The organism is Sphingobacterium sp. SG20118 (assembly GCF_044740685.1).
Taxonomy (GTDB): Bacteria; Bacteroidota; Bacteroidia; order Sphingobacteriales; family Sphingobacteriaceae; genus Sphingobacterium.
The window spans coordinates 1,208,901-1,235,875 of the sequence record NZ_CP172826.1 but is presented as its reverse complement, the minus strand read 5'-3'; the positions used below and the strand labels follow the sequence as shown (position 1 = coordinate 1,235,875).

The window sequence follows — 26,975 nt, the reverse complement described above, 5'->3', positions numbered from 1 at the left end:
ATTACCATCTCCAAATCAATCTAATCTAAAAGTAATGAAATTAAAACAATCCCGATATGACAATCTTTTTTATTAATTTTGCAATCTTAAATTCATTACATATGTCACATCAAGTTCCAGAAGACGGCACTTTACTTCCGTTGATGGAAGAGTTCTATACAATTCAGGGAGAGGGATTTCACACAGGAAAAGCTGCATATTTTATTCGATTAGGAGGATGTGATGTGGGTTGTCACTGGTGTGATGTCAAAGAGAGCTGGGATGCTGATTTGCACCCACTTACTCCTGCTGACCAGATTATTGAAAACGCAAAAAAGTATCCTGCTAAAACTGTTGTAATCACTGGAGGAGAACCTTTAATATACAATCTGGATTACTTAACAAAAGGCTTACATCATGCTGGAATCCAAACTTTCATCGAAACATCGGGTGCATACCCATTAAGTGGCGAATGGGATTGGATTTGTTTATCACCAAAAAAATTCAAAGCCCCACGAAAAGATGTCCTAGAAGCTGCAGGTGAATTAAAAGTCATCGTTTTCAATAAAAGTGATTTTGAATGGGCGGAGGAGCATGCAAATTTAGTGAGTAGCAACTGTAAATTATATTTACAGCCCGAATGGTCCAAATATTCAGAAATGACCCCACTTATTATCGACCACGTTAAAGATAATCCCAAATGGAATATCTCACTTCAGACTCATAAATACTTAAATATCCCTTAAGGGATGATAATTACAAAAGGCGACCATGGTCGCCTTTTGTAATTATCAAAAAAATTAAATCCAATACTAAAAGCTTTACTATTGTTCAACAAGCCCATAATTACTGATTCAGTAAGCTCCGTAATAAAGTTCCAGCTTATTATTTCAGACCATAAAGCATCTTCAATGCAGCCTATTTAAGATACTTTTCCTGAAAATCAGCAAGTGAGTATTGCTGTATCTCAGGACTAACTTTTAAATCTTTAACGAGAATATTACCCTGATCATCCGTATCTATAAAATCTAATACGGGTTTTAAAACAATATTTCCGTCAAAATCCATCAATCCCTGCTTATTATTCTCTGAAAATAATAAATATGACCCAACAAAATTACTGATATTACTTAATCCACCAATGATTGACACCCCAGAAGCATTAATAATCCCATAATGATCTTCTATTGCATAGACCATATTCTCTTCATTGATACCGTAAAGTACCTCAAAACCCACTTGGTTTATTTTCTTAGCCTCATCGTCGATAATCCAAAACAAACTGCTACTATCAGAAACAATCGCTCTATCCTTATTCAATACGTCAATCGAGTAAAAATTTGCAGGCTGAACAACAGTACCATCTGTTTTTTTAACCCCAAATAAATGTTCATCACCAAAAGAAGTGCTATGTTGCGAGAACCACTTCAATGGAGCTTTCAATTCAAATGCATCCTGAAAAATACTCGCATCGTCCAAATTACTGCCCTCATTTGCTGAAAGCTTAACTATTTTCATATCCTGAGGCAAATCAAACTCTTTTAAGCCATTGACTTCTGTTAAATCCGAAACTTCAAAACCCAAAGAATGATGAACCTGATCGTTCAATCGCAATACAGCACCAGGAATGTGAATCAAGAATGGCATACTACTTACATAATAGCTAGGAATCTCCGGTGCATACCAGACCGTCATCGCGACTTCACCTTCGTCCGGATTGACAACTTTTAATGTTGCTTTCACACAATTTATTCCATTGATCATCTCTTGATCAGGCTCCTCTTCCAAAATAAGATATGCATCCGATTGATCAGTAGGCGACTTCAATAATGGATAATCCTGAAATAAGGCCTCCTGTGAAAGCACATCGTCTCCTGTTGTATAGGAATACTCTTGTTTTTGAATACGGTCTGCAATTAAAACACGACCTACCTGATCAATTGATTTTATTTTCGATGGTGAGGTAAATACTTGGACGTCCGAATGCCCCGTCCCCTTACTAAAAGGTTCATAAAAATCAACAGCAAATTCTGGAACTGATTGCCCTAATTCCTCCAAAGACACCTGCCCCTTAAAACTTAACTTCATTTGCCATACTTTATCCTGAGCTATAGCAGAATGGGATAACAGTATAGTCAGAAAAACAACATGAACCAACTTTCTCATACTTTACAAATATAGCTGGTAAACAACAAAAGATAGACCAAAAGATCTATCTTTTGTAATAAAAAGATTTAAATTCAATTTCTTTTTCAGATATAGGAAAGATGCACAACAAATTAGGGTTGCTACTTTTACAAAAAATCCTGCAAATCTATCATCATTTTAGTTTTCACGGCCCGATCACAAGCGAAAGCAATACGTAGGCTATTCAAGGCATCTTCACACTGCTTTGTTAAATCCAAATTTTCAACAATTGCTTTTTCGAAAAATAACTGTTCTCGCTCACATAAATCTTGATGCGTAGGCTCATCTTCTAAGTGCATCCATTCATCCGTCCTTATAAACTCGTTCGCTGCATCGATATCAGCATAATGAATCCGTAGAGATTCTGTTTTAGTATGAGCTTCTACCGAATCAGAAACACCTTCCTTGATTGCTGCGTTCGGCACAATGGACACCGCACCTTTAGGGCCAAAAACATCCTTCACGAAAAATGCCGTCTGACTCACCATAGGTCCCCAACCTGCTTCATACCAACCTACAGAGCCATCATCAAAATGCAGTTGAAGTTGACCATAATTATAATTCGTTTCCGGTATATCAGCCGTTAGACGTGCTCCTATAGCAGATACCCGAATAGGTTTAGCATCGGTCATCTGACACATAACATCAATATAATGCACCCCACAATCAACGATAGGACTCAAACTATCCATTAAATTACGATGCACATCCCACATAAAACCATGACTTTGCTGATTCAAATTCATGCGCATGACCAATGGAGTTCCTAGTGTGCGACTGATCTCAATAAATTTTATCCAAGAAGGATGATGTCTCAAAATATACCCCACCACCAATTTTTTATTAAACTGCTGCGCAGCCTTTATTACATTCTGAGCTCCAATAACAGTATCTGCCAATGGTTTTTCCACAAAAACATGCGCTCCATTCTCAAAAGCACGAATCGCATACCTTTCATGCGTATCTGGGTAAGTGGAAATGCATACAGCATCTGGCTTAGTTGCAGCCAATGCTTGCTCATAATCATTGAATTCGGGATAAGAAGTTTGCAACGATTCGTTCAGAATAGATTTACTATTTCCTCTGGACACCAAACCTACAATTTCAAACCCTGCTAAGTCATGATAAGCACGAGCATGGGAAGCCCCCATATTACCACAACCCACTACTAATATCTTAATTACAGTCTTCATATTTTTAAACAAATGGAGTTTTACCCGGTTGGGCTACCGGAAGCTTATCCGTTTCCATTTCCCAAGCATAATCTAATGAATTGGGTCCCAAAACCTCAGTCGATTGCATAATCTGATCATACGTAATCGCTTGCCCTGTATAAGCTGCTGCTCGCGACCATATGGCAAGTAACGTGCTATTCGCAAGATGAGGTCCGTCATTAATGACTTGCTTATTTCGAATCGCTTGAAAAAGCTCATCATGTTGCGTCTGATACATGTTATTATTACGTCCCGCAAACTTCCAAGCCTTATCCCCGTAGATTTCGAAATTGGAAGGAATATTCAAATTTGCTCTTCCATTCTTTCCGATAATATCAACCGTATTTCTAGATGTTGTACCATTTTGTTGACGACAAGAATGAAAAGCTTTTAATCCTTCGCCATAATCAAACTCAATAGACATATGATCAAAGACATTACCAAATTTATCCATTTCTCGAGACTGTCTTCCACCCGTAGCAACCACACTCTTTGGAACAACATCACCCAATGCCCATGACATCATATCGACACTATGAATGGCTTGCTCCACAATAAGGTCCCCAGAATATCTTTGAAAATAAAACCAATTCCGCAATTGATATTCCAAATCAGACCATCCGGCTTGTCTCTCTCGATGCGACAACTCTCCCCCAAATCTAAAAGTAGAAACAGATTGTATTTGTCCAATATCCCCTTGTTTTACGCGTTGAAAAATTTCACGATTAGGGGTTGCATAACGAAAACAAAAACCACTTACTAAACACAGATTTTTAGCCTTTGCTATCTTAACGCTTTCAAACACACGCTTCAAGTTCGGAATATCTACGGCAACAGGTTTTTCACAAAAAATATGTTTCCCCCTTTTTACGGCTTCCTCCAAGTGGTCTGGTCTAAAATTTGGAGGAGAACAGAGTAAGACAACGTCTACATCTGTCTTCATTAATTCTTGAAAACCTAGAAAACCTAAAAATATGTGCTTATCATCTACCGCGACTTGATCCTTGGAAATCTGTTTTAAAGAATCCAAACAAAGATCTACCTGATCCTGAAAAACATCCGCAACAGCGGTAATAATGACATTAGGGTCTGCACGCAATGCCTGTGAGGCAGCTCCGGTTTCCCCTACCTCCACAGCCCACAAGCCCCACTTTAATTTTTTTTGAAGCACCATTTGCATATAAATCAAAACTCGAGGCAGCAAGAGCAGTTCCTAAAACCATGGTATTTGTTTTCTTTAGAAAAGAACGGCGATTTAGATTTTCAAAATTCATATTATAGTTTATTATTTATCGGATGTTTAAATCCCCAATTAACATTACAATTAAGGAGAATTTAAAATTAATATTAAATTTTAGACTAAAAAAGTATTAATGCTTTCAATGTGTAATAATCTTGTGTAAGATTATCTTATGGCTTAGTACTTCCAAAGCACCAACATCCTAATTAGAAATTGTAGTAAATAAAACGTCAAATAAGTAACGATATGTCATATTTATGCTATCTCTATTTTATTTTTATCAAATAAAAGCTATTTTAATTTGATTTCTATTAACAAAGTATTATTTTTGGCTCATTATTAATACAAACATGATTTTTGCTCACGGACATCACTTTCATATGCATCATCGCCATTGCGGCGATATGTAATTAGTGTGTTTCTACGTGAAGCATTTTTTCCCTTGTGTTTGATTTCTATTTATTAATAATTTACAGCTAACATTATAAAGCTTTGAAAAATCTTAAAATTGCTATCCAAAAATCGGGTAGACTAAACGAAAAGTCTGTTCAATTACTCAAAAACTGTGGTCTTGACTTCGAAAACTATAAAAGTTCTTTAATAACAACCGTTTCTAATTTTCCTCTTGAAATTCTTTTCCTTCGTGACGATGATATCCCAGGATACGTAGAACAAGGGATTGCAGATCTAGGAATAGTTGGAGAAAACGTTATTGATGAAACAGAATCTGAGGTTAATTACTTACAGCGTCTTGGTTTTGGAAAATGCACTTTGAAATTAGCCGTTCAAAAAGACAGTCATATTAAAGATCTTAAAGATCTAAATGGCAAATCTATCGCAACCTCTTACCCCGTTATCTTAAAGAAGTTTTTGGATGAATACCGTATTGAGGCGGATATCCAAATGATTTCAGGTTCTGTAGAAATTGCACCTGGATTGGGGCTTAGCGATGCTATCTGTGATATTGTTTCCACCGGCGGGACACTAAAAAATAATGGCCTCAAACAGTTTGCTGATGTCCGTAAATCTGAAGCGATACTAATTGGTCGCCCGGGTATAGAGGATAATGAAATCTTAGCAGAACTTTTACAAAGAATTCAATCAGTCTTATTAGCCAAAGAAACGAAATATGTCGTTCTCAATGTCGAAAAGATAAATTTACCAACGATTACAGCACTTTTACATGGTGTAAAATCGCCAACCGTCGTTCCTCTAGCAGAAGAAGGATGGGTAGCTGTACATACTGTTATTTCAGAAGATGACTTTTGGGATAAGATCAACAAGTTGAAGTCTGCAGGTGCACAAGGAATTGTGGTCATGCCGATTGAAAAAATTATTATGTAATAATAAGCGCTCTGCGCTTAAAACAAAATTCATGATGCTTAAAACTTTTGAATATGCTACGTTAACACCAGCAGAACTGTTGGTATTAACGACGCGTAATACAGACCCTTCCCATGCTATCCAAGATACTGTTTTGGATATTATACAAGAGGTACGTCAAAATGGCGATAAAGCTTTAATTCACTATGCACAGCAATTTGACAAAGTTGAGCTAGAAAAGCTTTATCTCGACTCCGACGATATTGATGCATTAGCGTCTACCATTAATCGCGATCAACAAAGAGCTTTAGAAATTGCCTTTCAAAATATTCATAAATTTCACTCTTCACAAGTAAAACGTGAGCGTGTCGTAGAAACAACAGCAGGCGTAAAATGTTGGCGAGAAATTCGTCCGATTGAGAAGGTAGGTCTTTATATCCCTGGCGGTTCTGCCGTATTACCTAGCACCTTATTGATGCTAGGGGTACCCGCTCGAATTGCCGGCTGTAAAGAGATTGTTGTTTGTTCTCCACCTCAAAAAAGCGGAAAAATTAATGGTTTTGTAGCCTATTGTCTCAAACTTTTAAAAATAGAGCGCATCTATCTAGTCGGTGGAGCCCAAGCCATTGCCGCAATGGCTTTCGGTACAGAAACCATTCCTCAAGTATATAAAATATTTGGACCTGGTAATCAATTTGTAACTAAGGCAAAAAGTATTGTTCAAGGAATGACAAATGTTAGCATCGACATGCCGGCAGGTCCTTCCGAAGTATTGGTCATTGCTGACGAGACGGCAACACCTGCTTTTGTTGCTGCTGATTTATTAGCACAAGCAGAGCATGGAGCGGACAGCCAAGCGGTATTGGTCGCGACATCGGCAAGTATTATTGCGGAGGTAAATCTAGAACTAGAAAAACAATTAGCTGTTTTACCGCGTTTTGAATTAGCAAACAAGGCAATCGAAAATTCCTATGCTGTATTGGTAACCGATCTACAAAAAGCAATTGCATTTAGTAATGCTTATGCCCCTGAACATCTGATTTTAGAGACAGATGAATGGGAACGCTTAATCCGTCTTATTTTAAATGCAGGTTCTGTATTTTTAGGACACTTAACACCAGAGAGCGTAGGTGATTATGCTTCAGGAACGAATCATACGCTTCCGACTTCTGGCTATGCAAAATCTTATTCTGGTGTATCGGTTGATTCTTTTGTTAAAAAGATTACTTTCCAACACATCAGTCCAGACGGTTTATTAAATATAGGTTCCACTGTAGAGATTCTTGCAGAATTAGAAGGGCTACACGCACATAAGAACGCTGTTAGTATTCGGAAAATGAAGTAATTTATTAAACTCATAAAAAAACCCTTTCAGCATATGCTGAAAGGGTTTTTTTTATGAGTTCTTGCTTATGAAATTAGTTTTTCAAAGCTTCACCTACTTTTTTCGCTTTGTTCGAAACATCTTTTGCCGCTTTATCAGCCGCATTGCCTACAGCTTTAGCTGCATCTTTAGTTCCTTCAACAGCAGATTTACCAGCTTTAGCGGTTGCATCAGCAGCTTTATCCAATGCGTTTCCAGTAGCATGTGCAGCATCCTTAACACCATCTTCTACGTCATCCGCTACTTTTTCAGTTCCTGCTGTAATTTTATCCCAAGCAGTTTTTGTTTCATCTACTGTTTTACGAGCAGCTTCTTCCGCTTTCTTGTCTCCTTTAGCAATAGCTTCATCCAGATCTTTTTTAGCTTGCTCATATTTAGCTTTCGCTTCATTAGCTGCCATGTCTGTATGTTTATCTAAACTATCCAAAGAATTATCTAACTTTTCTCCAACAGTAATTTCACCGTCACTATTCTTATCTTCTTTTGGAGTGTTATTACAAGCTGCAAAAGTCAACGAAGCTCCTGCAAACAATGCTAAAAATGCAATTTTTTTCATTTTATATATTTTTTGGTTAACAGACTTAACCAATCAATATTTATGCCAATTATCCCTTTGGATAAATGCTCCCTTTAGCTGCTTCCAATGTATTCTTTAAGAGCCCGACGATAGTCATCAAGCCAACTCCACCCGGTACAGGCGTTATCCAAGAAGCTTTTGGTGCCACATGCTCAAAATCCACATCTCCGTATAATTTAAATCCAGATTTTGTTTCTGTAGAATTTTCTCTATTGATTCCCACATCAATGACAACAGCACCTTCTTTTACCATATCAGGAGTTACGAAATTTTTCTTCCCTATTGCTGCTACAATAATATCTGCGCGCAAAACTTCAGTCTTCAAATCTTGCGTACGACTATGCGTTAATGTAACCGTACAATTCCCTGGATTTGAATTACGTGCTAGTAGGATACTCATTGGCGAACCAACGATATTACTTCTACCTACAACTACTGCATGCTTACCTGCTGTATCAATTTGATAATAATCAAGCATCAACATAATACCGTAAGGAGTCGCTGGGATAAAGCAAGGCAAATTACGTTGCATTCTACCCAAATTGATCGGATGAAATCCATCTACATCTTTACGGTAATCAATAGCCTCTGTTATTTTATCGGGATCGATATGCTTTGGAAGTGGCAATTGAACGATTAAACCATCAATGGTTGCGTCGGCATTAATTTCTTGAATTTTCGCAATCAATTCTTCTTCAGTCACATCAACATCGTAACGAATATTGGTAGATTCAAAACCTACTAATTCACAATTACGCATTTTACTCGCCACATAGGTTTCACTACCACCGTCGTTTCCAACTAAGATAGCTACCAAATGAGGTTTACGTCCAGCTTTCGCTGTAAAATCAGCTGCATCTATTTTGATGTCTTCTTTTATTTTAGCTGATACGAGTTTACCGTCTAATAAATTCATTTTTATAGGAATAGGATTTTATAAGTTTTCTAATCTAATTTCAGTACTGCCATGAATGCCGATTGTGGAATTTCAACGTTACCTACTTGACGCATACGTTTTTTACCTTTCTTCTGTTTTTCCAATAGCTTACGCTTACGAGAAATATCTCCTCCATAACATTTTGCTGTTACATCCTTACGTAATGCAGAAATCGTCTCACGAGCAATGATTTTCATCCCAATAGATGCTTGGATACGAATTTCAAACTGCTGACGAGGTAATAGTTCCTTTAACTTTTCACAAATTTTCTTACCAAAATCATATGCATTACTTCTGTGAATCAAAGATGATAATGCATCGACAGGCTCATCATTCAAGAGAATATCCAAACGTACTAGATCTGATTGGCGGTAACCGATTTGAGTATAATCGAAAGAAGCATACCCTTTAGATATCGTCTTCAATTTATCGTAAAAATCAAATACAATCTCACCCATTGGCATTTCAAAAACCAATTCAACACGATCGGAAGTTAAATATGATTGATTAATAACAGTACCACGTTTTTGAATACATAGCGACATAATTGGCCCTACGAAATCAGATTTGGTAATGATATTTGCTTTGATATAAGGCTCTTGAATAGCATTCAGCTTACTAGGATCAGGTAAATCTGACGGGTTGTGCACTTGAACCTCTTCATTGTCTTTTGTTAAATAAGCCTTGTAAGACACGTTGGGAACCGTTGTGATAACCGTCATATCAAATTCACGCTCAAGGCGTTCTTGGATAATCTCCATGTGGAGCATTCCCAAGAAACCACAACGGAATCCAAAACCTAAAGCTACTGATGACTCTGGTTCAAAAACCAAAGAAGCATCATTCAATTGCAAACGATGCATGGACTCCCGTAATTCTTCATAGTCCTCCGTATCAACAGGATATATACCTGCAAAAACCATTGGTTTCACTTCTTCAAATCCTTGAATAGCTCCAGTACAAGGTCTTTCTTTATGCGTAATGGTATCCCCTACTTTTACTTCACGCGCTTCTTTGATACCTGATATAATATAACCAACATCGCCCGTTCTAATAACATCCTTGGCAACTTGATTTAACTTCAATGTACCGATTTCATCCGCAGAATATTCTTTCCCTGTTGCAACAAATTTCACTTTATCACCTTTGCGAATCTCTCCATTTACAACCTTGAAATAGGCCATGATACCACGGAAAGAGTTAAATACAGAGTCAAAGATCAAAGCTTGTAATGGTGCAGCCGGATCACCTACTGGTGCTGGTACACGCGCTATAATCGCTTTTAAAATATCTGGAATACCCAAACCAGTTTTACCTGATGCTGGAATAATATCTTCACGTTGACCACCAATTAAATCAATAATTTGATCTTTTACTTCCTCAGGCATTGCACCCGGAAGATCCATTTTATTTAAAATTGGGATAATTTCCAAATCATGCTCAAGAGCTAAATAAAGATTGGAGATTGTTTGTGCTTGAATTCCTTGAGAAGCATCTACAATTAATAAAGCGCCTTCACAGGCCGCTATTGAGCGTGACACTTCATACGAGAAATCGACGTGTCCGGGAGTATCAATTAAATTTAAAATATACTCTTGACCGTCCTGTATATAATTCATTTGGATGGCGTGACTTTTGATGGTAATACCACGTTCACGTTCCAAATCCATATTATCAAGTAATTGTGCCTGCGCTTCACGTTTTGTAATGGTATTCGTGTACTCCAATAATCGATCGGCTAATGTACTTTTACCATGATCAATGTGTGCGATGATACAGAAATTACGTATTTGCTTCATATAGGATTTTTAAAAATCGTTTCTAAAAAGCAAAGATACTTTTTTTGATAGACATTTAAGGCAAGCCCCCTCCTATTTTTATGCACTTAAATTTTCAGTTTTCAGTTTAAGAAAGAAAGTGTTTCCGGTTGGCAGTAACATTTTCGACGACCCAATCGATTTGTGCTTTAAATTCTTCAGAACGTATAGGACAATTCTCTACCTGACAGTAATGACAACACTCTGGTAAACAAGGATCTGCATGTATAAAAAACTCTGTTTTAATAGACATTTTTGTATTCACGATCTTATCTAACGTTGATATTTCATCATGCACTTTATTCAAGGAATAATAGTTTGGCAAAGTCAAATGACAATCTACATGCAGCTCATTACCATAACGTTGAACCCTTAAGTTATGAATATCAATCCAATCCGCATGCCTATTTTCCTGTAAAACATTAACCACTTCTTTCACAAGATCCACATCGGACTCATCCATAAGTCCTCCAATTGATTGGCGCAACAACTTATACCCATTATATAAAATAAAACTACCAAGCGCAAATGATATCGCTATATCAATCCAGTTCAATCCCGTTAATTTCATGAGAATCAACCCGACAATAAGCCCTACTGTACTGTACGCATCAATCTGTAAGTGTTTACCATCAGCTTCCAAGGTAAGAGAACCCAATGCACGTCCCCTTTTCATGATATAAAATCCGACGATAAAATTAATCAGCGCTGTAATGGCAATTAACCAAATACCTTCCTCCAAATTGGATAATGTAGCAGGAAAAAAGATATTATAGAAACCTTTTACCAAAATAATTGCCCCTGCGATAAAGATTAATCCTCCTTCTAAAAAAACAGAAAAGAACTCCACTTTACCATGTCCATAAGGATGGTTCCTATCTTTAGGTTGTGCTGCTAAATAAATACTATAAAAAGCAAAACTGGAAGCAATAACATTAACAATACTTTCTGCTGCATCCGTAAAAATAGCATTAGAAGCCGTTAGGAAATACGCTACAAACTTAATAATCATTAACCCTAATCCCGTTAAAAGGGAAAGTAGGACTAATCTTTTTTGCTTAGACATATATATATTATTTTCAATCGCGACAAAGGTAGTGATATAACGTAATTGTTTACTTTTTAGTTTTTAACCGACAACCTTTTGGCATAACGCTGCGCAATGATGCTAGCAACAAATATCTGGAAAGCATGGTAGATCATAATCGGGAAAAATACAAGTCCGAAACCTAGTCCCACATGACTAAAAATAATTTTCGCAAAAACAGAACCATGTGTAAGTGATTTTTTAGAGCCACAAAAAATAGCTGTAATTTGATCCTCGATTGGAAATTTCAACAATTTAGCAATATACCAGATAAGCAAATAGACTAAGCAAAACAGAAGAATTACTCCTGCAAAAACCGATATGAAATACCAGACGTCCACCGCATCAAAAATCTTTTCTATAAAAGAGTCTGCAAAACTTTTATAGACTATTAAAAGAATGATCGTTTTATCAAACGTACTTAATGGCTTTGAAAACCTACGCGCCCATTTACCCAAATAGGGTTGTAATGCTATCCCAAGAATAACTGGAAGTATGATTTCTAGAAACAGTCCTAGGTAAATATGACCGAAATCAAAATCAGAGTTCACTGTTAAAAACAACCCCATCCATAAAGGGGTGACAATAACTCCTATAATACCGGATATACTTGCATTAAATATAGCTGCTGGCATATTTCCTTTTGCTATCGACACCATCACTACAGATGAAGAAACAGTCGAAGGTAGCGCTGCTAAAAAGAAAAAAGAAAGCCAAAATTGGTGCTGAATTTCTGTCTTTACAAAGGGTAGAAATAGCAAGACTAATAGAGGGAAGAGGATAAAAGTTGAAAAATGAACGAGCACATGTAATTTCCAATTTGACAATCCCGCTTTTAGATCTGTTAAACTTAATTTGAGGCCGTAAAAAAAGAATATCAAAGAAATACCTATCGTAGTAATTGAATCTAAAGAAAATTTTCCTTCTATTAATGCCAGGTTGGGATAGATATATGCTAAAATAATAGCGACAAACAAGCCAATAACAAAGGAGTCTATTTTTACTTTCATAATATGCATGTATTGATGTGTGTACAAAAAAGCGACCCGTCAAAACTACAAGTTATTTTAAAATAATAGAAATCTAGCTAACTTTACATATTTTCAGGAAAACACAAACAATCGTTTGTCTTTTTTCAAGAAATTAGCGCATTAATTGCATTCTAAATAATATCTTTGTCTTACCATGAGCACACAATCATATTTATCAGATCGGATAAACAATCTATCCGAATCGGCTACGCTTAAAATGACTAAGCTTGGTCGTGAATTAGCCGCAAAAGGCGTTAATGTTATCAGCTTAAGTGTTGGTGAACCAGATTTTAATACTCCAGACCACGTTAAAGAAGCTGCTAAGAAGGCATTGGACGAAAATTGGACGCGTTACTCTCCAGTTCCAGGATACCCAGAATTGCGTCAGGCTATTGTGAATAAATTGAAGATTGAAAATAATCTTGATTATGATATTTCTCAAATCGTAGTTTCCACAGGTGCAAAACAATCTTTATCAAATGTTATTTTAACACTTGTTAATCCAGGTGATGAAGTCGTAATCCCTACTCCATATTGGGTTTCATATTCAGAAATGGTTGTATTGGCAGAAGGAAAATCTGTTTACATTAATACTGAAATTGATAACAACTTTAAAATTACGCCTGAGCAACTCGAAGCTGCCATCACGCCAAAAACTAAATTATTCATGTTTTCATCACCCAATAACCCTACAGGTACGGTGTATAGTAAAGATGAATTGGCTGCTTTGGCAAAAGTTTTTGAAAAACATCCACATGTGTTCATCCTATCCGATGAAATCTATGAGCATATCAATTTTGTAGACAAACACGAATCAATTGCCCAATTTGACAGTATTAAAGATCGCGTTATTATCGTAAATGGTTTTTCTAAAGCATTTGCAATGACAGGATGGAGATTAGGCTATATCGCTTGTAATAAAGAGATTGCTGCTGCAAATGATAAATTACAGGGACAGACAACCTCTGGAACTTGCTCGATTTCACAACGTGCTGGTATCGTTGCTTATGAGCAAGGATTAGAATCAGTGAATATCATGAAGGAAGCATTTGTACGTCGCCGTCAGTTGGTGTATGATCTATTAGCTGCAATTCCAGGTGTTAAGACAAATTTACCTGAAGGCGCATTCTATTTCTTCCCTGAGATCAGTTCATTCTTTGGAAAAAAAGATGAAAATGGAAATGTAATCAAAAACTCATCAGACTTAGCATTGTACTTATTAAACGTAGGTCATGTTGCTACCGTTGGTGGTGATTCATTCGGAAATGACAAATATATTCGTCTATCTTATGCTGCTTCAGACGAAAGCCTAGTAGAAGCATTAAGACGTATTAAAGAAGCTTTGGGTAAATTGGCATAAACCATTTACTACCCTGCTAAAGCAAGCTGATTTTTAAGTTCACCAATTATAAACTTAAAAATCAGCTTGCATATTTAACGTATATTTCCCTGTAGATCAACATCCAAAGATCAGCCATTTTTCGAATGGACAGTTACCACACCATTCAATGTAAAAGAAAATATACTTCCCGAACCATATTCACTTTCGACCGTAATGGTTCCTCCTTGCGCCTCAATAAATTCCTTACTGATACTCAACCCCAAACCTGTTCCTTCTTTTTTTGTTCCTGGTATACGAAAGTAACGTTCAAATATCTTATCCCTATATTGTCCTTCTATTCCCTGTCCAGCATCTTTTACAGCGATTCTAACCTGATCATCAGTCGATGCTATGATGATATAAATAGCCGAATTTTCATAAGAATAACGCACCGCATTTGACAATAAATTGGTCAGCACCCAAGCCGTTTTTTCATTATCTGCAAGTACATCCGGAAGATTATTTTCCATTTGTAATCGCAATTCAATGTTCTTTTGCTCAGCCATAGCCTTTGTTGCACGTATCGCATATTCCACCAGTTCGCTGACATTCGTGGGTGATACATTTAATTGAATTGTTCCGCTTTCAACCTGAGTCATATCCAACAATTCACCCGTAATTTTCAATAACCGAACCGTATCATCACGAATACTTTGAACAAGATTGTTCTGATCTTCGTTAAGCGTACCGATTTGTTTATTTTCCAACAATTGCAATCCCATTTTTATAGAGGCAATAGGTGTTTTCAACTCGTGAGAGATTGTTGCTATAAAATTCGTTTTTGCAAAATCCATCTCTTTAAATTGCGTTATATTACGCAACATGATGACCTGGCCTATAAATTGTGATTCTGATTCACCCGTTGGCACAATATTGATGTCGACAATCTCTTTTTCAAAATAACTTTCCTTACCATTAGCATAAATTTTTAAAAGCTCCCCATCCCGTTGCTGCTTATCGCGAAAGATATCTTTAATAAAATCCCTGACCAGATCATTCGTAACAGCCACATCCTGTATCTGCTTTCCAATCAATTGTTCTCCAAGTAAACCCGTAATCTTCAAAGCCTCTTCATTCGCAAATAAAACCACCTTCTCTTCATCGATACCAATTACGGGGTCATGCATCTTATTAATCAGCGTATCGATTCGCTTTTTCCCCTTCAATATCTTATCCAATTTGCTTTCGGCATATTCTTCAAGCTTCTCTGCCATTGTATTAAAGGACTTTGCAAGCTCACCAAATTCATTGCGTCCTTCGTAATGAATTCTTTTTTTATAATTTTCATTCGCAATCTGTTTAATACTTTCTGTCAATTCCTTTATTGGGTTGGCAATATTGGACGGTAGATTGACAATGAGAATAAAAGCAATCAAAAAACATAATGTTCCCGTAATCGAAATAACAGCAATGGCCTTTTCTGCTGTGACAGACGCTATATCACTTTTCCGTTCTATGGCTTCCATGTTGAGCCGCATCAATTCTGTGATATCTTTCCTAATTTTTGAAACAAATGTCTGATCAAATTTATTTTCAATAAATTGATAAAAATGCTTCTCTACCAATTGTGTTGCTTGTACCTCTCCAATCTCCGTAACATTCTCTTTTTGTTTCTCTAAATTTTCTTTAAAATCATGTAACGCCGTTGTATCAACAGCATACTCTTCCAATGCCAATAACATATTCCGAGCATATTGTAAGGTATTGTAGTTCGCATTTAGGATATTATTCGTGTCCCTCTTCAATTGATTGACGTACCAACCGCTTACCACAACCAATAGTACGATCATGAGAAAAAGTAATCCAATACCATAAGTTAATTTTGTTTTAATGCGCATTATGAAAGAATTATAAGGTCAATTTTTTCGTTCGAAAGCTTTGTTAAAAGGGTATTAAAAGTATTTGTTGCCCAGATTATCTTAATCAATATCAAATGTGGTTTCCCAATACAAACGGTCGTTATCTGCCTAGTTTCACATTGTTCTATAATCGCTTTTGCGACATTTCTGTGATTAATTTTGATGATTTCCGCACCCAATTCTGTTGCTAATTTAAAATTATTAATCAAATGCCGTTGTTTATCCAAGGCTATTTTAGAAACACTTTCTTTTGGTGTCTGTACATAGAGCACAAACCATTTACTATTATAATAATTTGCTAATCTTGCGGTCTTACGAATCACAATCTTTGCTGTCTTTTCATTTGAACTAATACAAGCTAAAAGTTGTTCTTTTTTTACGTATTTACTGTGAATAACCTCCGCCTCAACTTTCCTTTGTACTTGCGACGCCACTTCTTTCAATGCCAACTCGCGCAACTGCAAGATATGATTAGTATTAAAAAAATTGGCTAATGCCATTTCAATCTTGGCTGCATCATAAATTTTCCCCTCCTTCAACCTATCAATTAGCTCCTCAGCAGTCAAATCAATATTAACTACTTCATCTGCCAAGCCCAAAACACGATCAGGTATACGTTCCTGCACATCGATTCCTGTGATTTCTTTAACCTCATCATGTAAACTTTCAATGTGCTGGATGTTGACTGCGCTAATCACATTAATACCACTATCCAATATATCGACAACGTCCTGCCAGCGCTTTTCATTGAGACTACCTTCCATATTACTATGCGCTAGCTCGTCAATAATAACAATCTCAGGATGCAAATTAATAATTGCCTGTACATCCAAATCTTCAAGCTCTTTACCCTTATAAAACAATTTACGTCTCGGTATTACAGGAAGTCCATCCAACAGCGCTTCCGTTTCCTTTCTATTATGGGTCTCCACATAGCCTATTTTAACAGCTATACCATTATGCAAAAGTGTATGCGCTTCTTGCAACATACGGTATGTTTTACCCACACCGGCACTCATACCGATGTACAGTTTAAATTTTCCTTTCCTAGACTTTTTTATCAGGTTCAAGAAATATTCCGCATCTTTCCTTTCTTCCATACAAGAATAGATCATATGATAATTCACGCTATTCTATTGTGAAACACATGCAATAGATTAGCGTGAAAATAATGGTTAAATTAAAAACGCAACGCCAAGGAAGTGATTCCTATCATATTATCTTTCGTCAAGGCAGCATTTCGTTCAACAAAAATAGCATCTTTACTCTGTAATTTTTTAAATTCAGTTCGCCAGATTAAATTCGCCAAAACCGTATAATCTAACGTAAAAGAATAGCCAAAAGTTTGAAAGCCATGTGGTGTCCCGGTATCGATCAATACGCCATCCTTATCTTGATAATATTCACCTCGAAGAGCAAACGCTAAATCATCATGGACCTTATAAGAAGCAATCAAAACAGGGGTAAGCCAGGTATTGTATTTCGAACTTCCCTTCTGCTTTTGTTCTACCCCAATATCAAAACCTGTTATCAAAACAAGCTTATCATATAATTGGAACTGTCCATAAAAATGATGAAAATAACGTATTCTACGGACAGAGTCAGCTTGATCACTCCCCATAAACGAACTGCTATTCAACGTTACTTTATCTGTTGGTTTATAAGTTACTTGGTGTCCAAAGGCAGGAGTACTATTTCCGTCAACTCGCTGAATTCTTTGCCATCCATTTAAAACTAGCCCACTTAACAACCACTTACCATCTTCCGTTGTATACGACACCTTTGCTCCTGTTTCAAAGTATGGGGAGTTTTCGGCGCCCATACTCCTTGTCAAGGTATAGCAGTCTTTACTAATAGCACTTTCAAATCCAATATGCGATGGAAAAATACCTGCATCAATCCATAGATTATGTTTTTCCGAAATTTTAATCCCTACATTTGCTTCATAGCTATTTTTTAATGTTGCAGGTTCCGCAGCATAATTTACATTCATATAAGTTCCAGCCCCAAGCGCGAGGTTAGCTCTGACCCTCTCGGTATCGTAATTCACTTTAATCAGTCCAAGGTTTAAATTCACCTCGTTATTCCGATGGTGGCTATACACAAATCCAGGTCTCACATTATTTTTCGGATTTGAAAAATCGTACTGCCCATACACCTCGACGTAACCACTCACGGTTAACGCTTTTTTGTCCTCAACCTTTTCCTGTGCTTGCAAAATTTGGATTGTTCCTAATAACAATATGGAACAGATGATATATCTTTTCATCCTATTATTTTTTTCATTTGTTGATGATAGCTTGAATAAATAATATTTGCCTCCTGTGTCAAAATTATTTACTTCTCAATTTCATATTTATATAATTTGATTTTTAATGGCCTTTTGGAATATCCAATCCGAGTGCGATGAAACTCATGAAAGAATTAGATTCATCCATGTCTGTAGCTTGTGCTACATAGGTATTCCATATCATCATTATTTCGCGGCTAATTGATCTAATGCAATATTCAATTTTAGCACATTGATTTTCGCTGGACCAAATATCCCAAACAGCGGTCTTTCGGTATGATCCTCAATCAAAGCAACAAGAGCTACTGTTGATATATTTCTGATCTTAGCGATACGTTTCACTTGTACTTGAGCCGCTTGTATAGAGAAGTGTGGATCCAAACCACTCCCACTAGCCGTAATCAAATCAACAGGTATTTCGCGTTTGGTGATTTCAGGATTATGCACCAAAAAAGTATCAATTCTAGCTTCGACCTCTGCGAGGTATGATGGATTGGATGGTCCTTTATTACTACCCGCAGAACCTGCTGCATTATAATTTACAGCAGAAGGACGCGACCAGAAATAATGATCATCGGTAAAAGACTGGCCAATATTCTTGTAATAGGTCTTGCCTTGAAAAGTAATGATTTCACCTTTACCGTTATTTGGAGCTGCCTGAGCAATGGTCCAAATAGTAAAGGGGTAGATTACTGCAAAAAAAACAATCAAAATAATGGTCAGCTTAATTGCTGGTAAAATATGCTTTTTCATAGTGTTGATATTTAAAAAAATAAGGAAACAATGAGGTCAATAAGTTTAATACCCACAAAAGGCACTAAAACACCCCCTAGACCAAAGATCAGTAAGTTGCGACGCAACAAAGCGCTAGCACCAATTGGTTTATAAGCCACACCCCTTAACGCCAAAGGAATCAAAAATGGAATGATAAGCGCATTAAATATAACAGCAGATAAAATAGCGCTTTCAGGACTATGTAAATGCATGATGTTCAATCCTTGTAATGCCGGAATGGTCGTTATGAATAACGCTGGAATGATTGCAAAATATTTAGCTACATCATTTGCAATACTGAAAGTAGTTAAGGTGCCCCTTGTCATCAACAGCTGTTTACCGATCTCTACAACTTCAATTAATTTCGTAGGGTCATTATCCAAGTCGACCATATTTCCAGCTTCTTTAGCGGCCTGAGTCCCACTATTCATAGCTACACCAACATCTGCCTGTGCCAGTGCAGGAGCATCATTTGTTCCATCGCCCATCATCGCAACCAAACGTCCATTTGCCTGCTCCATCTTGATGTAGTTCATTTTATCTTCAGGCTTAGCTTCAGCAATAAAATCATCTACCCCCGCCTTTTTAGCAATATACCTAGCTGTCAACGGGTTATCACCGGTTACCATCACCGTTTTGATTCCCATTTTTCGCAAACGTTCGAATCTTTCTTGGATACCAGGCTTGATCACATCTTGCAATTCGATTACACCCAAGGCTATTTCATTTTCACAAACAACCAGAGGAGTACCTCCATTTTGAGATATTTTCGTAACGTTATCCGTTATATCTAATGGGAAGGCATGGCCTGCTTGCGTTACAATATTTCGAATCGCATCTGTTGCTCCCTTACGAATACGGGTCTGATCAAAATCAATCCCTGAGCTTCTGGTTTCTGCGGTAAACTTGATAAAAACTGGCGAATGAATGGGATACGAAATTGGGTTTATTCCAGCCAGTTCGATGATTGACTTCCCTTCTGGGGTTTCATCACTCATCGAACTCAGAACAGCTGCTCTTATCAATTGCTGTTCAGCTATGTTATTGGACGGATAAAAATGAGTTGCTTTACGATTACCTATGGTAATCGTTCCTGTCTTATCCAATAACAAGACATCAATATCACCTGCCGTCTCCACAGCTTTCCCACTTTTAGTAATCACATTTGCTCGTAGCGCTCTATCCATTCCAGCTATACCAATAGCAGATAACAAACCGCCAATAGTTGTCGGTATTAAACAGATAAATAAAGAGATAAAAGCCGCAATTGTAATAGGGGCTTTAGCATAATCTGCAAAGGGCTTTAGGGTGACCGTCACAATAATAAATACCAATGTAAAACCTGCCAACAGGATTGTTAATGCGATTTCATTCGGTGTTTTTTGACGGCTTGCACCTTCAACCAGAGCAATCATTTTATCTAAAAAACTTTCTCCAGGCTCGGTCGTTACCTTCACTTGTATGCTATCGGACAATACCTTTGTACCACCGGTCACACTACTCTTATCGCCACCACTCTCTCGTATCACTGGAGCTGATTCACCGGTTATGGCACTTTCATCTATTGTTGCCAATCCAGAAACAATCTCTCCGTCAGAAGGGATAATATCTCCTGCTTCGCAAATAAAAATATCGCCTTTAACTAACTGCGAAGAAGAAACAATTTTTCCATCTGCCAGTTTAGCAGGTGTCTCCTCTCGCGTTTTACGCAAACTATCGGCTTGTGCCTTCCCTCTCGCTTCGGCAATAGCTTCAGCAAAATTGGCGAATAATAATGTCAGCAATAGCAGCAAGAATATGATAAAATTATATCCAAAATTACCCTGCGATGATTCTCCCGCCAGTATCCATATACAAACTACAAGCATCACGAAAGTCCCGATTTCTACGGTAAACATAACAGGATTCCGAAACATGAGTTTAGGATTCAATTTCACGAACGACTGTTTGCCAGCTTGCAGCAATAGGTCATGCTGAAACAATGATTGATTCTTATTCATATTAAAATATTATTATTAATGAAGTAAACATCCATGTCAGAAATATATGAGCCACAGATTATTTACCATTCAAATGAGATTAGTGCATTGAAAAATACTCTGCAATGGGCCCTAAAGCCAATGCTGGGAAGAATGATAATGCAGCTACAATTGCGATAACGGTAAATATCAGAATCCCAAAAGTTGCCGTATCGGTTTGCAAAGTTCCCTCCCCTTGTGGAATAAATTTCTTCTGAGCCAATAGACCTGCAATAGCAACGGGGCCAATAATGGGTAAGAATCGCGATAATATCAAAACGATGCCCGTACTGATATTCCACCAAGGGGTATTATCGCCTAGACCTTCAAAACCACTTCCATTATTCGCTGATGAAGAAGTATACTCATATAAAATCTCACTAAATCCGTGAAATCCTGGATTATTTAAAGTTGCGGCACCCTGACCCGGGAAAGCAGTTGCTAAACCAACACCAACTAAAATTAAAAATGGATGGATCAAAGCAATGATCATGGCGATCTTCATTTCCCTAGCTTCGATTTTTTTACCCAGAAATTCGGGTGTACGTCCTACCATCAGACCACTGATAAATACAGCCAGAATAATGAATATAAAAAAGTTCAGAATACCTACTCCTGCCCCTCCGTAGAAGCTATTGATCATCATGGCAAGCAATTCGTTCATACCAGAAAGTGGCATAGAACTATCATGCATTGAATTGACAGACCCTGTTGAAATCACTGTTGTCACAATACTCCAAAAACCAGATGTAGCAGCACCGATACGAATTTCCTTTCCTTCCATGGCACCTAATGATTGATCTATTCCCAGTTTTTCAATAGCAGGATTACCATTCATCTCCATACGAATATTAGGGATAGCCAGCAGCAAAAACCCCACAGTCATCACTGCAAACATCATCCACGATAATTTTCTTCTTTTGATAAAATAACCGAAAGCAAAGATCATGGCAAACGGAACGATCATCTGGGCGGCCATTTCCACCATATTACTGAAGTACGTCGGATTTTCAAAAGGATGAGCCGAATTCGCACCAAAAAAACCACCACCATTGGTACCAATATGTTTAATGGCAACAAATGCTGCCGCAGGGCCCCTTGACACTTGGACCGTATCTCCTTGCAAACTCACCATTGTATCCTTGCCGTCAAATGTCATTGGTGTACCTTGAAAAACAAGTAAAATAGCTACAACAAAGGATAAAGGAAGCAATATACGGGTGCAAGATTTTATAAAGTATTCATAAAAATTACCCAAATCTATAGCAGTTTTATCCCTAAAAGCCCTAAAAAGAGTTACTACAGCAGCCATACCTGTACCCGCACTTACAAATTGCAAAAACATCAACCAATATTGCCCCAAATAACTTACCCCTGTTTCACCAGAATAATGTTGTAAATTGCAGTTAACGACAAAAGATATCACTGTATTAAATGCTAAATCTGGAGACATGCTTGGGTTATGGTCTGGATTTAAGGGTAACATACCTTGCGTCATCAACACCGACATTCCCAATAGGAACCACAGCATATTAATCGTCAATAGTGCAACCATCTGTTGCTTCCAATTCATTTCAACCTTTGAATCGATTCCTGTTATTTTATAGAAAAACCCTTCAATCGGATAGAAGATGGGGTCGAGAAATGTCTTATCTCCAGCAAATACCTTGGCAATATATCTTCCAAGAGGAATTGCTAAGGCGATCGTGCCCAGAAATAGGACGATTATGGCTATTATTTCTGTGTTCATAATTAAATTTCAAATATATTTCAACCTCAGTTTTATCGTTAAAACTGTTCTGGCTTTAGCAATACATACACGATGTATGCAAACACGCCAATTGCTATTATGAATAATGCTATCATCACCTGTTTTAATATTAATTTTCCAATATCGTTTTTAGATATTCCTTTCTCAGTTCTTTTGGGAGTATGTCTAGATGTTTTTTCAAACTTGCAGGACTTTCTGCTATAGCTAGTTTAGTCAAAAACTCATTTTCAATGGCATTGCGTGTATATTGATTACCTCCCTGATACATCAGATTCACAACTTTGGCGATTTCGCCTGCATCTTCATTCTCATGCTCATTTTCAGAATTCATCTTTTTTAAACATACATCAGCCAATTTTTCCAAAATTTGATAGTCGGAAATTGTATGATCACTAAAATCATTATCCGAAATCCAGCTACGGGACTCAGGCATCCATTCTTCAAGCGTACTTATCATTTTTGTTTTCATCTTATTCAAGGTATTTCATTTGTTAATAAAAGCAGGAGTAAATAATTAAATCTGATCAAAGAAGTCAATTGATTTAAAAAATAGTACAAAACAAATTACACCGACGAGGGTCAATACTATGGCTATCATATCTATAAGTTTATATACTGAGTTCGTCTACCAATTTTACCAGTGCAAAAGTCACGATTGCGACAAAAGCAAGTTTCAATAACCCGTGGGTAATACCACACTTCCAGTACTTGTCGTACTGCCTGATTTTTTTCCATTTCGAATTTAACATGAGTGTTCATTTGAAATGGTTTATGCCAATTTTATTCCAAACCCAACAAAAATAATATCAACACAATGAAAAACAGACGTTTAAACGAAAAACAAAAATAACTGTAAACAAAATAACCTATCATTTTGATAGGCCTCTTATCATAATAGAAGTATTGTTCTTATCTTTTATGATGACATTTAAATTGGTAATCACCAGTGTTATTTATTAAAACGATGCCCATCACGCGTATATTTTAGATACATAAATGCGAGACTGATACGTAAACATTGGTCTCTGCGAGCGACATAATTGGGACTTACGCTGACACAGCTTGTTCATGTAATTAGGTTCTAACTATAGTGCTACCATAGTGAAAGCACTATAAAAGGTGGACACAACGTAGACTTATAGTGGTCTCACCGTGCTCACAGTCCGAATATGGGGATAAGTTGGTATGAAGCTGAATCGGAAAAATACAGCATTAAGGCATGTTATTGTTCAGTTCACTCCTATACTAATTTGTACTCTTCTATCTTACGGTAAAGAGTAGCAATACCAATTTCCAAGAGTCGAGCAGCTTCAGCTTTATTACCATGGGTATGGTGCAATACTTTTTGGATATGTAATTTTTCTACACTCTCCATGGAGAAGGCAGATAATATTCTAGTCCCCGAATCCACAGAAATACGGGCAAAAGGAAGTGTTTCTACACACAATACATCAGTATCTGATAAAATCACACTACGTTCTATGCAGTTCTTAAGTTCTCGAATATTTCCTTTCCAATCATGGTTTTCCAAAGCAGTTACATATTCTGGCGAAATCTGTAACTCTCTCCGGTTAGCTCGTGTAGAAAATATTTGTGTAAAATAAATCGCTAATAAATGGATATCCTGTTTACGTTCACGCAATGCGGGCAAATAGATGCTGAATACTGAAAGACGATAAAATAAATCGCTCCGGAAGTTCTCGTTTACCATTTCCTCCTCTAAGTTACGATTGGTTGCCGTAATAATACGAACATCCACCCGTGTTACCTTAGTATCACCGACTTTCAAAAATTCACCGGTTTCCAATACTCTTAAGATTTTAGCCTGCAGCTCTATGGCCATTTCGCCAATTTCATCCAGAAAAATCGTTCCTTTATTAGCCTCTTCGAAAAGTCCTTTTTGATCCTTCAATGCCCCAGTAAATGAACCTGCTTTATGTCCAAACAATTCACTTTCCAACAAGTCCTTACTGAATGCAGCACAATTAATGGCTACAAAATTGAATTTTTGACGATTGCTAGCCTGATGTATCGCTTGTGCAAAAACTTCTTTTCCAGTTCCCGTGTCACCCGTCAGTAAAACAGTTGTATCCGTTACAGCAACTCTCTTTGCCAAATCAATAGCATTCAAGATTGCTTTAGATTTCCCGACAATTTTATCAAATGAATGACGATCACCAAGCTGTCTTTCGAGCTCTCGCACACGCTTTGCCAGCGCTACCTTTTCACTAGCATTGTATAAAAGAGGGATAATCTTATTATTATCGTCTCCTTTAGTAATATAATCAAACGCACCATTTTTAATCGCCTGTACCCCATCAGGAATATTCCCATAAGCTGTCAATAAAATGATTTCGATATACGGATATTTGTCCTTGATTACTTTTGTAATATCAACTCCACTTCCATCAGGCAATTTGACATCACAGATTACAACGTCTATATCTTGTTCTTCCAATCGTCTCAAACCTTTCTTTAGGTCTGATGCTTGAAATACCTCATAGCCCTCTAGCGTAATTATTCTAGCGAGTAATGTACGGATCTTATCTTCGTCGTCGATGATTAGGATAGTGCTCAATTTTTTGAAATTATTTACCAAACTTAAATAAATTGTATACGATATGGATGAACACGTGAAACGAAATAAAAATACCTAGCGACCGAAATGGTCAGGATTGTTCATAGCATATTTTTCAAAACGTGATAGAATAGTAATATTATCACGTTCCAATGGAATCAATTCTTTAGAAACGTCATTAGCTATCAGCATATACCAGTCTACAGGATTGTAAAAAGAGAGCAAAACCTATTATTTACTTCTTATTGCTTCCACAGGATCTAATCTAGAAGCCATTAAGGCAGGTACTATTCCTGAAATCAATCCAATTATCGTTGAAATAAAAACAGTTAAAACGACCATCTTCAAACTCACTATAATCGCCATTCCAATGGTAAGTTTCACTAACAGGGTGATTAGATAGACAATCGATAATCCAATAGCCCCCCCTAACAAACATAGGACAATGGATTCAATCAAAAACTGTGATAGAATGAAGAAATTTTTTGCGCCTAAAGCTTTTTGTATACCGATAATATGCGTTCGCTCTTTTACGCTTACAAACATAATATTGGCAATCCCAAATCCCCCTACTAAAACAGAAAATATACCGATACAAAATCCCGCTAAATTGACAATCCCAAACATTTTATCCAACTGCGATGTAATCATCGTTGTTTGATTAATAGAAAAATCATCCTCACGTTGTGGCGCAATACGATGGATAGAACGCATCAACACTTTAATTTCACTTTCGGCTTCAGCCAGCGTATATTTAGACATCACCCGAACGGCTATACTAGGAGAGAAATTATCGTAGTTTACCAAATTTCGAGCAAGTTCAAAAGGAATGAAGGCACTGTTATCCGGTGAGGTATTAATCAGGACTCCTTCTCCCTCCTTCTTTAAGACGCCTACTACTTGAACTTTTCTCCCCAACATATTGACATACTTACCCAAAGGATCCGTATTCGGGAAAAGACCTTCCGCAATAACAGCTCCCAACACCGTTACTAAAGAACCGGCCCGCGTTTCACTCTCAACAAAATACCTTCCTTTTTCGACATTCAGATTTTGGATATTATATTGATCCTGCGTTCCTGCAGAAATGGAAACACCCGAAGCATTATTATTTTTGTATTTAATCGTGGAGTTACCGATATCAATCATATAGGCTATTTTATCAGCTGTAGTAATACGCTCCTTTAGCGCTAAATAATCTTCATACTTGGGTTTCTGGTCTATTCAAGTATTTCCACCAGGGGAAGTCGGGTCCACCTGCCCAAGGCCATTTTTGGATATACAGTGTATTTGACCCTATCTTTTTGACAGAGTCTTCAATATTATTTCGTAATGTATCGACGGCTGAAAAGACACCAATAATCGTTAAAATACCAATTGTCACCCCTAATAAGGATAACAATGTCCGTGTTCGATTATCTTTTAAAGCCGATAGTGCGAATTTCGCACTTTCTTTTATGAGACCTATAGCTAGCATATTCAGCTTCTAAATTACAATTTAGTTTTGATTTTATGTCAAAATCAATTC

The 26,975-nt window shown here is 37.1% G+C and carries 23 protein-coding genes and 1 pseudogene; 4 read left to right on the top strand and 20 right to left on the bottom strand.

The features are described from left to right. The first annotated feature begins 101 nt into the window (after positions 1-101). Complete coding sequence (locus ACFX5U_RS05760) at positions 102-725, top strand: 7-carboxy-7-deazaguanine synthase QueE (RefSeq protein WP_280569483.1); 624 nt, start codon at positions 102-104, stop codon at positions 723-725. Positions 726-897: 172 nt separating this feature from the next. On the opposite strand, the gene ACFX5U_RS05755 is transcribed toward ACFX5U_RS05760, so the two are convergent. From ACFX5U_RS05755 to ACFX5U_RS05745, 3 genes are all read right to left on the bottom strand, one after another. Beyond that, entirely contained in the window at positions 898-2,145 is a 1,248-nt protein-coding gene (locus ACFX5U_RS05755; RefSeq protein ID WP_280569486.1) for a hypothetical protein, read from the bottom strand. Positions 2,146-2,273: 128 nt separating this feature from the next. Next, positions 2,274-3,359: a Gfo/Idh/MocA family oxidoreductase gene (locus tag ACFX5U_RS05750; RefSeq protein ID WP_280569488.1), complete on the bottom strand. Its 1,086-nt coding sequence runs from the start codon at positions 3,357-3,359 to the stop codon at positions 2,274-2,276. A 4-nt stretch (positions 3,360-3,363) separates the two neighbouring features. Beyond that, on the bottom strand, positions 3,364-4,554 hold the full coding sequence (locus ACFX5U_RS05745; RefSeq protein ID WP_400262744.1) for a Gfo/Idh/MocA family protein: 1,191 nt from the start codon (positions 4,552-4,554) through the stop codon (positions 3,364-3,366). A gap of 558 nt (positions 4,555-5,112) precedes the next feature. On the opposite strand from ACFX5U_RS05745, the gene hisG reads away from it, so the two are divergent. Both hisG and hisD read left to right on the top strand, forming a co-directional pair. After that, entirely contained in the window at positions 5,113-5,964 is an 852-nt protein-coding gene (gene hisG, locus ACFX5U_RS05740; protein ID WP_038696967.1) for an ATP phosphoribosyltransferase, read from the top strand. Positions 5,965-5,998: 34 nt separating this feature from the next. Then, entirely contained in the window at positions 5,999-7,288 is a 1,290-nt protein-coding gene (gene hisD, locus ACFX5U_RS05735) for a histidinol dehydrogenase (protein WP_400263570.1), read from the top strand. A gap of 73 nt (positions 7,289-7,361) precedes the next feature. Here hisD and ACFX5U_RS05730 read toward each other — a convergent pair whose 3' ends face one another. The 5 genes from ACFX5U_RS05730 to ACFX5U_RS05710 form a co-directional block, all read right to left on the bottom strand. Beyond that, positions 7,362-7,883, bottom strand: coding sequence for a hypothetical protein (locus tag ACFX5U_RS05730; RefSeq protein ID WP_051959789.1), 522 nt, complete (start codon positions 7,881-7,883; stop codon positions 7,362-7,364). Positions 7,884-7,932: 49 nt separating this feature from the next. Beyond that, the gene (locus ACFX5U_RS05725; RefSeq protein WP_400262743.1) at positions 7,933-8,820 is read right to left on the bottom strand and encodes a bifunctional 5,10-methylenetetrahydrofolate dehydrogenase/5,10-methenyltetrahydrofolate cyclohydrolase; all 888 of its coding nucleotides are present in this window, start codon (positions 8,818-8,820) and stop codon (positions 7,933-7,935) included. A 29-nt stretch (positions 8,821-8,849) separates the two neighbouring features. Continuing rightward, positions 8,850-10,640, bottom strand: coding sequence for a translation elongation factor 4 (gene lepA / locus ACFX5U_RS05720; RefSeq protein ID WP_038696963.1), 1,791 nt, complete (start codon positions 10,638-10,640; stop codon positions 8,850-8,852). A gap of 106 nt (positions 10,641-10,746) precedes the next feature. Further along, a complete protein-coding gene (locus ACFX5U_RS05715; protein ID WP_280569505.1) occupies positions 10,747-11,724 on the bottom strand; it encodes a cation diffusion facilitator family transporter in 978 nt (325 codons plus the stop codon). Between the two features lie 56 nt (positions 11,725-11,780). Continuing rightward, the gene (locus ACFX5U_RS05710) at positions 11,781-12,755 is read right to left on the bottom strand and encodes a bile acid:sodium symporter family protein (protein ID WP_038696959.1); all 975 of its coding nucleotides are present in this window, start codon (positions 12,753-12,755) and stop codon (positions 11,781-11,783) included. A 175-nt stretch (positions 12,756-12,930) separates the two neighbouring features. On the opposite strand from ACFX5U_RS05710, the gene ACFX5U_RS05705 reads away from it, so the two are divergent. Then, a complete protein-coding gene (locus tag ACFX5U_RS05705; RefSeq protein WP_235212359.1) occupies positions 12,931-14,136 on the top strand; it encodes a pyridoxal phosphate-dependent aminotransferase in 1,206 nt (401 codons plus the stop codon). Positions 14,137-14,246: 110 nt separating this feature from the next. Here the strand turns inward: ACFX5U_RS05705 and ACFX5U_RS05700 are convergent, their stop codons facing one another. The 12 genes and pseudogenes from ACFX5U_RS05700 to ACFX5U_RS05645 form a co-directional block, all read right to left on the bottom strand. Then, positions 14,247-15,995 (bottom strand): ATP-binding protein, encoded by a 1,749-nt coding sequence (locus tag ACFX5U_RS05700; RefSeq protein ID WP_280569512.1) that lies wholly within the window; start codon positions 15,993-15,995, stop codon positions 14,247-14,249. Next, positions 15,995-17,116: a sensor protein KdpD gene (locus tag ACFX5U_RS05695; protein WP_400262742.1), complete on the bottom strand. Its 1,122-nt coding sequence runs from the start codon at positions 17,114-17,116 to the stop codon at positions 15,995-15,997. The genes ACFX5U_RS05700 and ACFX5U_RS05695 overlap by 1 nt, the downstream gene beginning before the upstream one ends. A gap of 80 nt (positions 17,117-17,196) precedes the next feature. After that, positions 17,197-18,285: a porin gene (locus tag ACFX5U_RS05690; RefSeq protein ID WP_400262741.1), complete on the bottom strand. Its 1,089-nt coding sequence runs from the start codon at positions 18,283-18,285 to the stop codon at positions 17,197-17,199. A gap of 207 nt (positions 18,286-18,492) precedes the next feature. Beyond that, complete coding sequence (locus tag ACFX5U_RS05685) at positions 18,493-19,059, bottom strand: K(+)-transporting ATPase subunit C (RefSeq protein ID WP_400262740.1); 567 nt, start codon at positions 19,057-19,059, stop codon at positions 18,493-18,495. Between the two features lie 11 nt (positions 19,060-19,070). Continuing rightward, the gene (gene kdpB, locus ACFX5U_RS05680) at positions 19,071-21,080 is read right to left on the bottom strand and encodes a potassium-transporting ATPase subunit KdpB (RefSeq protein ID WP_400262739.1); all 2,010 of its coding nucleotides are present in this window, start codon (positions 21,078-21,080) and stop codon (positions 19,071-19,073) included. A 79-nt stretch (positions 21,081-21,159) separates the two neighbouring features. Then, positions 21,160-22,848, bottom strand: coding sequence for a potassium-transporting ATPase subunit KdpA (gene kdpA / locus ACFX5U_RS05675; protein ID WP_400262738.1), 1,689 nt, complete (start codon positions 22,846-22,848; stop codon positions 21,160-21,162). Between the two features lie 38 nt (positions 22,849-22,886). After that, on the bottom strand, positions 22,887-22,964 hold the full coding sequence (locus ACFX5U_RS05670) for a potassium-transporting ATPase subunit F (RefSeq protein ID WP_144243399.1): 78 nt from the start codon (positions 22,962-22,964) through the stop codon (positions 22,887-22,889). A gap of 14 nt (positions 22,965-22,978) precedes the next feature. Then, the gene (locus ACFX5U_RS05665) at positions 22,979-23,338 is read right to left on the bottom strand and encodes a hypothetical protein (protein ID WP_400262737.1); all 360 of its coding nucleotides are present in this window, start codon (positions 23,336-23,338) and stop codon (positions 22,979-22,981) included. A gap of 139 nt (positions 23,339-23,477) precedes the next feature. Beyond that, entirely contained in the window at positions 23,478-23,618 is a 141-nt protein-coding gene (locus ACFX5U_RS05660; RefSeq protein WP_400262736.1) for a hypothetical protein, read from the bottom strand. 491 nt (positions 23,619-24,109) lie between these two features. After that, positions 24,110-25,447 (bottom strand): sigma-54-dependent transcriptional regulator, encoded by a 1,338-nt coding sequence (locus ACFX5U_RS05655; protein ID WP_400262735.1) that lies wholly within the window; start codon positions 25,445-25,447, stop codon positions 24,110-24,112. A 75-nt stretch (positions 25,448-25,522) separates the two neighbouring features. Further along, complete coding sequence (locus ACFX5U_RS05650; protein ID WP_400262734.1) at positions 25,523-25,672, bottom strand: hypothetical protein; 150 nt, start codon at positions 25,670-25,672, stop codon at positions 25,523-25,525. A gap of 6 nt (positions 25,673-25,678) precedes the next feature. Beyond that, positions 25,679-26,924: pseudogene (locus ACFX5U_RS05645) on the bottom strand (ABC transporter permease). Positions 26,925-26,975: the final 51 nt, after the last annotated feature.

Bases quoted from the DNA above. Each gene is read 5' to 3' on its own strand.
- ACFX5U_RS05725 (WP_400262743.1), bottom strand. From the start codon at position 8,820: ATGAATTTATTAGACGGTAAACTCGTATCAGCTAAAATAAAAGAAGAC.
- ACFX5U_RS05760 (WP_280569483.1), top strand. From the start codon at position 102: ATGTCACATCAAGTTCCAGAAGACGGCACTTTACTTCCGTTGATGGAA.
- ACFX5U_RS05710 (WP_038696959.1), bottom strand. From the start codon at position 12,755: ATGAAAGTAAAAATAGACTCCTTTGTTATTGGCTTGTTTGTCGCTATT.
- ACFX5U_RS05665 (WP_400262737.1), bottom strand. From the start codon at position 23,338: ATGAAAACAAAAATGATAAGTACGCTTGAAGAATGGATGCCTGAGTCC.
- hisD (WP_400263570.1), top strand. From the start codon at position 5,999: ATGCTTAAAACTTTTGAATATGCTACGTTAACACCAGCAGAACTGTTG.
- ACFX5U_RS05685 (WP_400262740.1), bottom strand. From the start codon at position 19,059: ATGAAAAAGCATATTTTACCAGCAATTAAGCTGACCATTATTTTGATT.
- ACFX5U_RS05715 (WP_280569505.1), bottom strand. From the start codon at position 11,724: ATGTCTAAGCAAAAAAGATTAGTCCTACTTTCCCTTTTAACGGGATTA.
- ACFX5U_RS05695 (WP_400262742.1), bottom strand. From the start codon at position 17,116: ATGGAAGAAAGGAAAGATGCGGAATATTTCTTGAACCTGATAAAAAAG.
- ACFX5U_RS05730 (WP_051959789.1), bottom strand. From the start codon at position 7,883: ATGAAAAAAATTGCATTTTTAGCATTGTTTGCAGGAGCTTCGTTGACT.
- kdpB (WP_400262739.1), bottom strand. From the start codon at position 21,080: ATGAATAAGAATCAATCATTGTTTCAGCATGACCTATTGCTGCAAGCT.
- ACFX5U_RS05705 (WP_235212359.1), top strand. From the start codon at position 12,931: ATGAGCACACAATCATATTTATCAGATCGGATAAACAATCTATCCGAA.
- lepA (WP_038696963.1), bottom strand. From the start codon at position 10,640: ATGAAGCAAATACGTAATTTCTGTATCATCGCACACATTGATCATGGT.
- ACFX5U_RS05700 (WP_280569512.1), bottom strand. From the start codon at position 15,995: ATGCGCATTAAAACAAAATTAACTTATGGTATTGGATTACTTTTTCTC.
- ACFX5U_RS05745 (WP_400262744.1), bottom strand. From the start codon at position 4,554: ATGGTGCTTCAAAAAAAATTAAAGTGGGGCTTGTGGGCTGTGGAGGTA.
- ACFX5U_RS05690 (WP_400262741.1), bottom strand. From the start codon at position 18,285: ATGAAAAGATATATCATCTGTTCCATATTGTTATTAGGAACAATCCAA.
- ACFX5U_RS05755 (WP_280569486.1), bottom strand. From the start codon at position 2,145: ATGAGAAAGTTGGTTCATGTTGTTTTTCTGACTATACTGTTATCCCAT.
- ACFX5U_RS05670 (WP_144243399.1), bottom strand. From the start codon at position 22,964: ATGATAGCATTATTCATAATAGCAATTGGCGTGTTTGCATACATCGTG.
- ACFX5U_RS05660 (WP_400262736.1), bottom strand. From the start codon at position 23,618: ATGTTAAATTCGAAATGGAAAAAAATCAGGCAGTACGACAAGTACTGG.
- kdpA (WP_400262738.1), bottom strand. From the start codon at position 22,848: ATGAACACAGAAATAATAGCCATAATCGTCCTATTTCTGGGCACGATC.
- ACFX5U_RS05750 (WP_280569488.1), bottom strand. From the start codon at position 3,359: ATGAAGACTGTAATTAAGATATTAGTAGTGGGTTGTGGTAATATGGGG.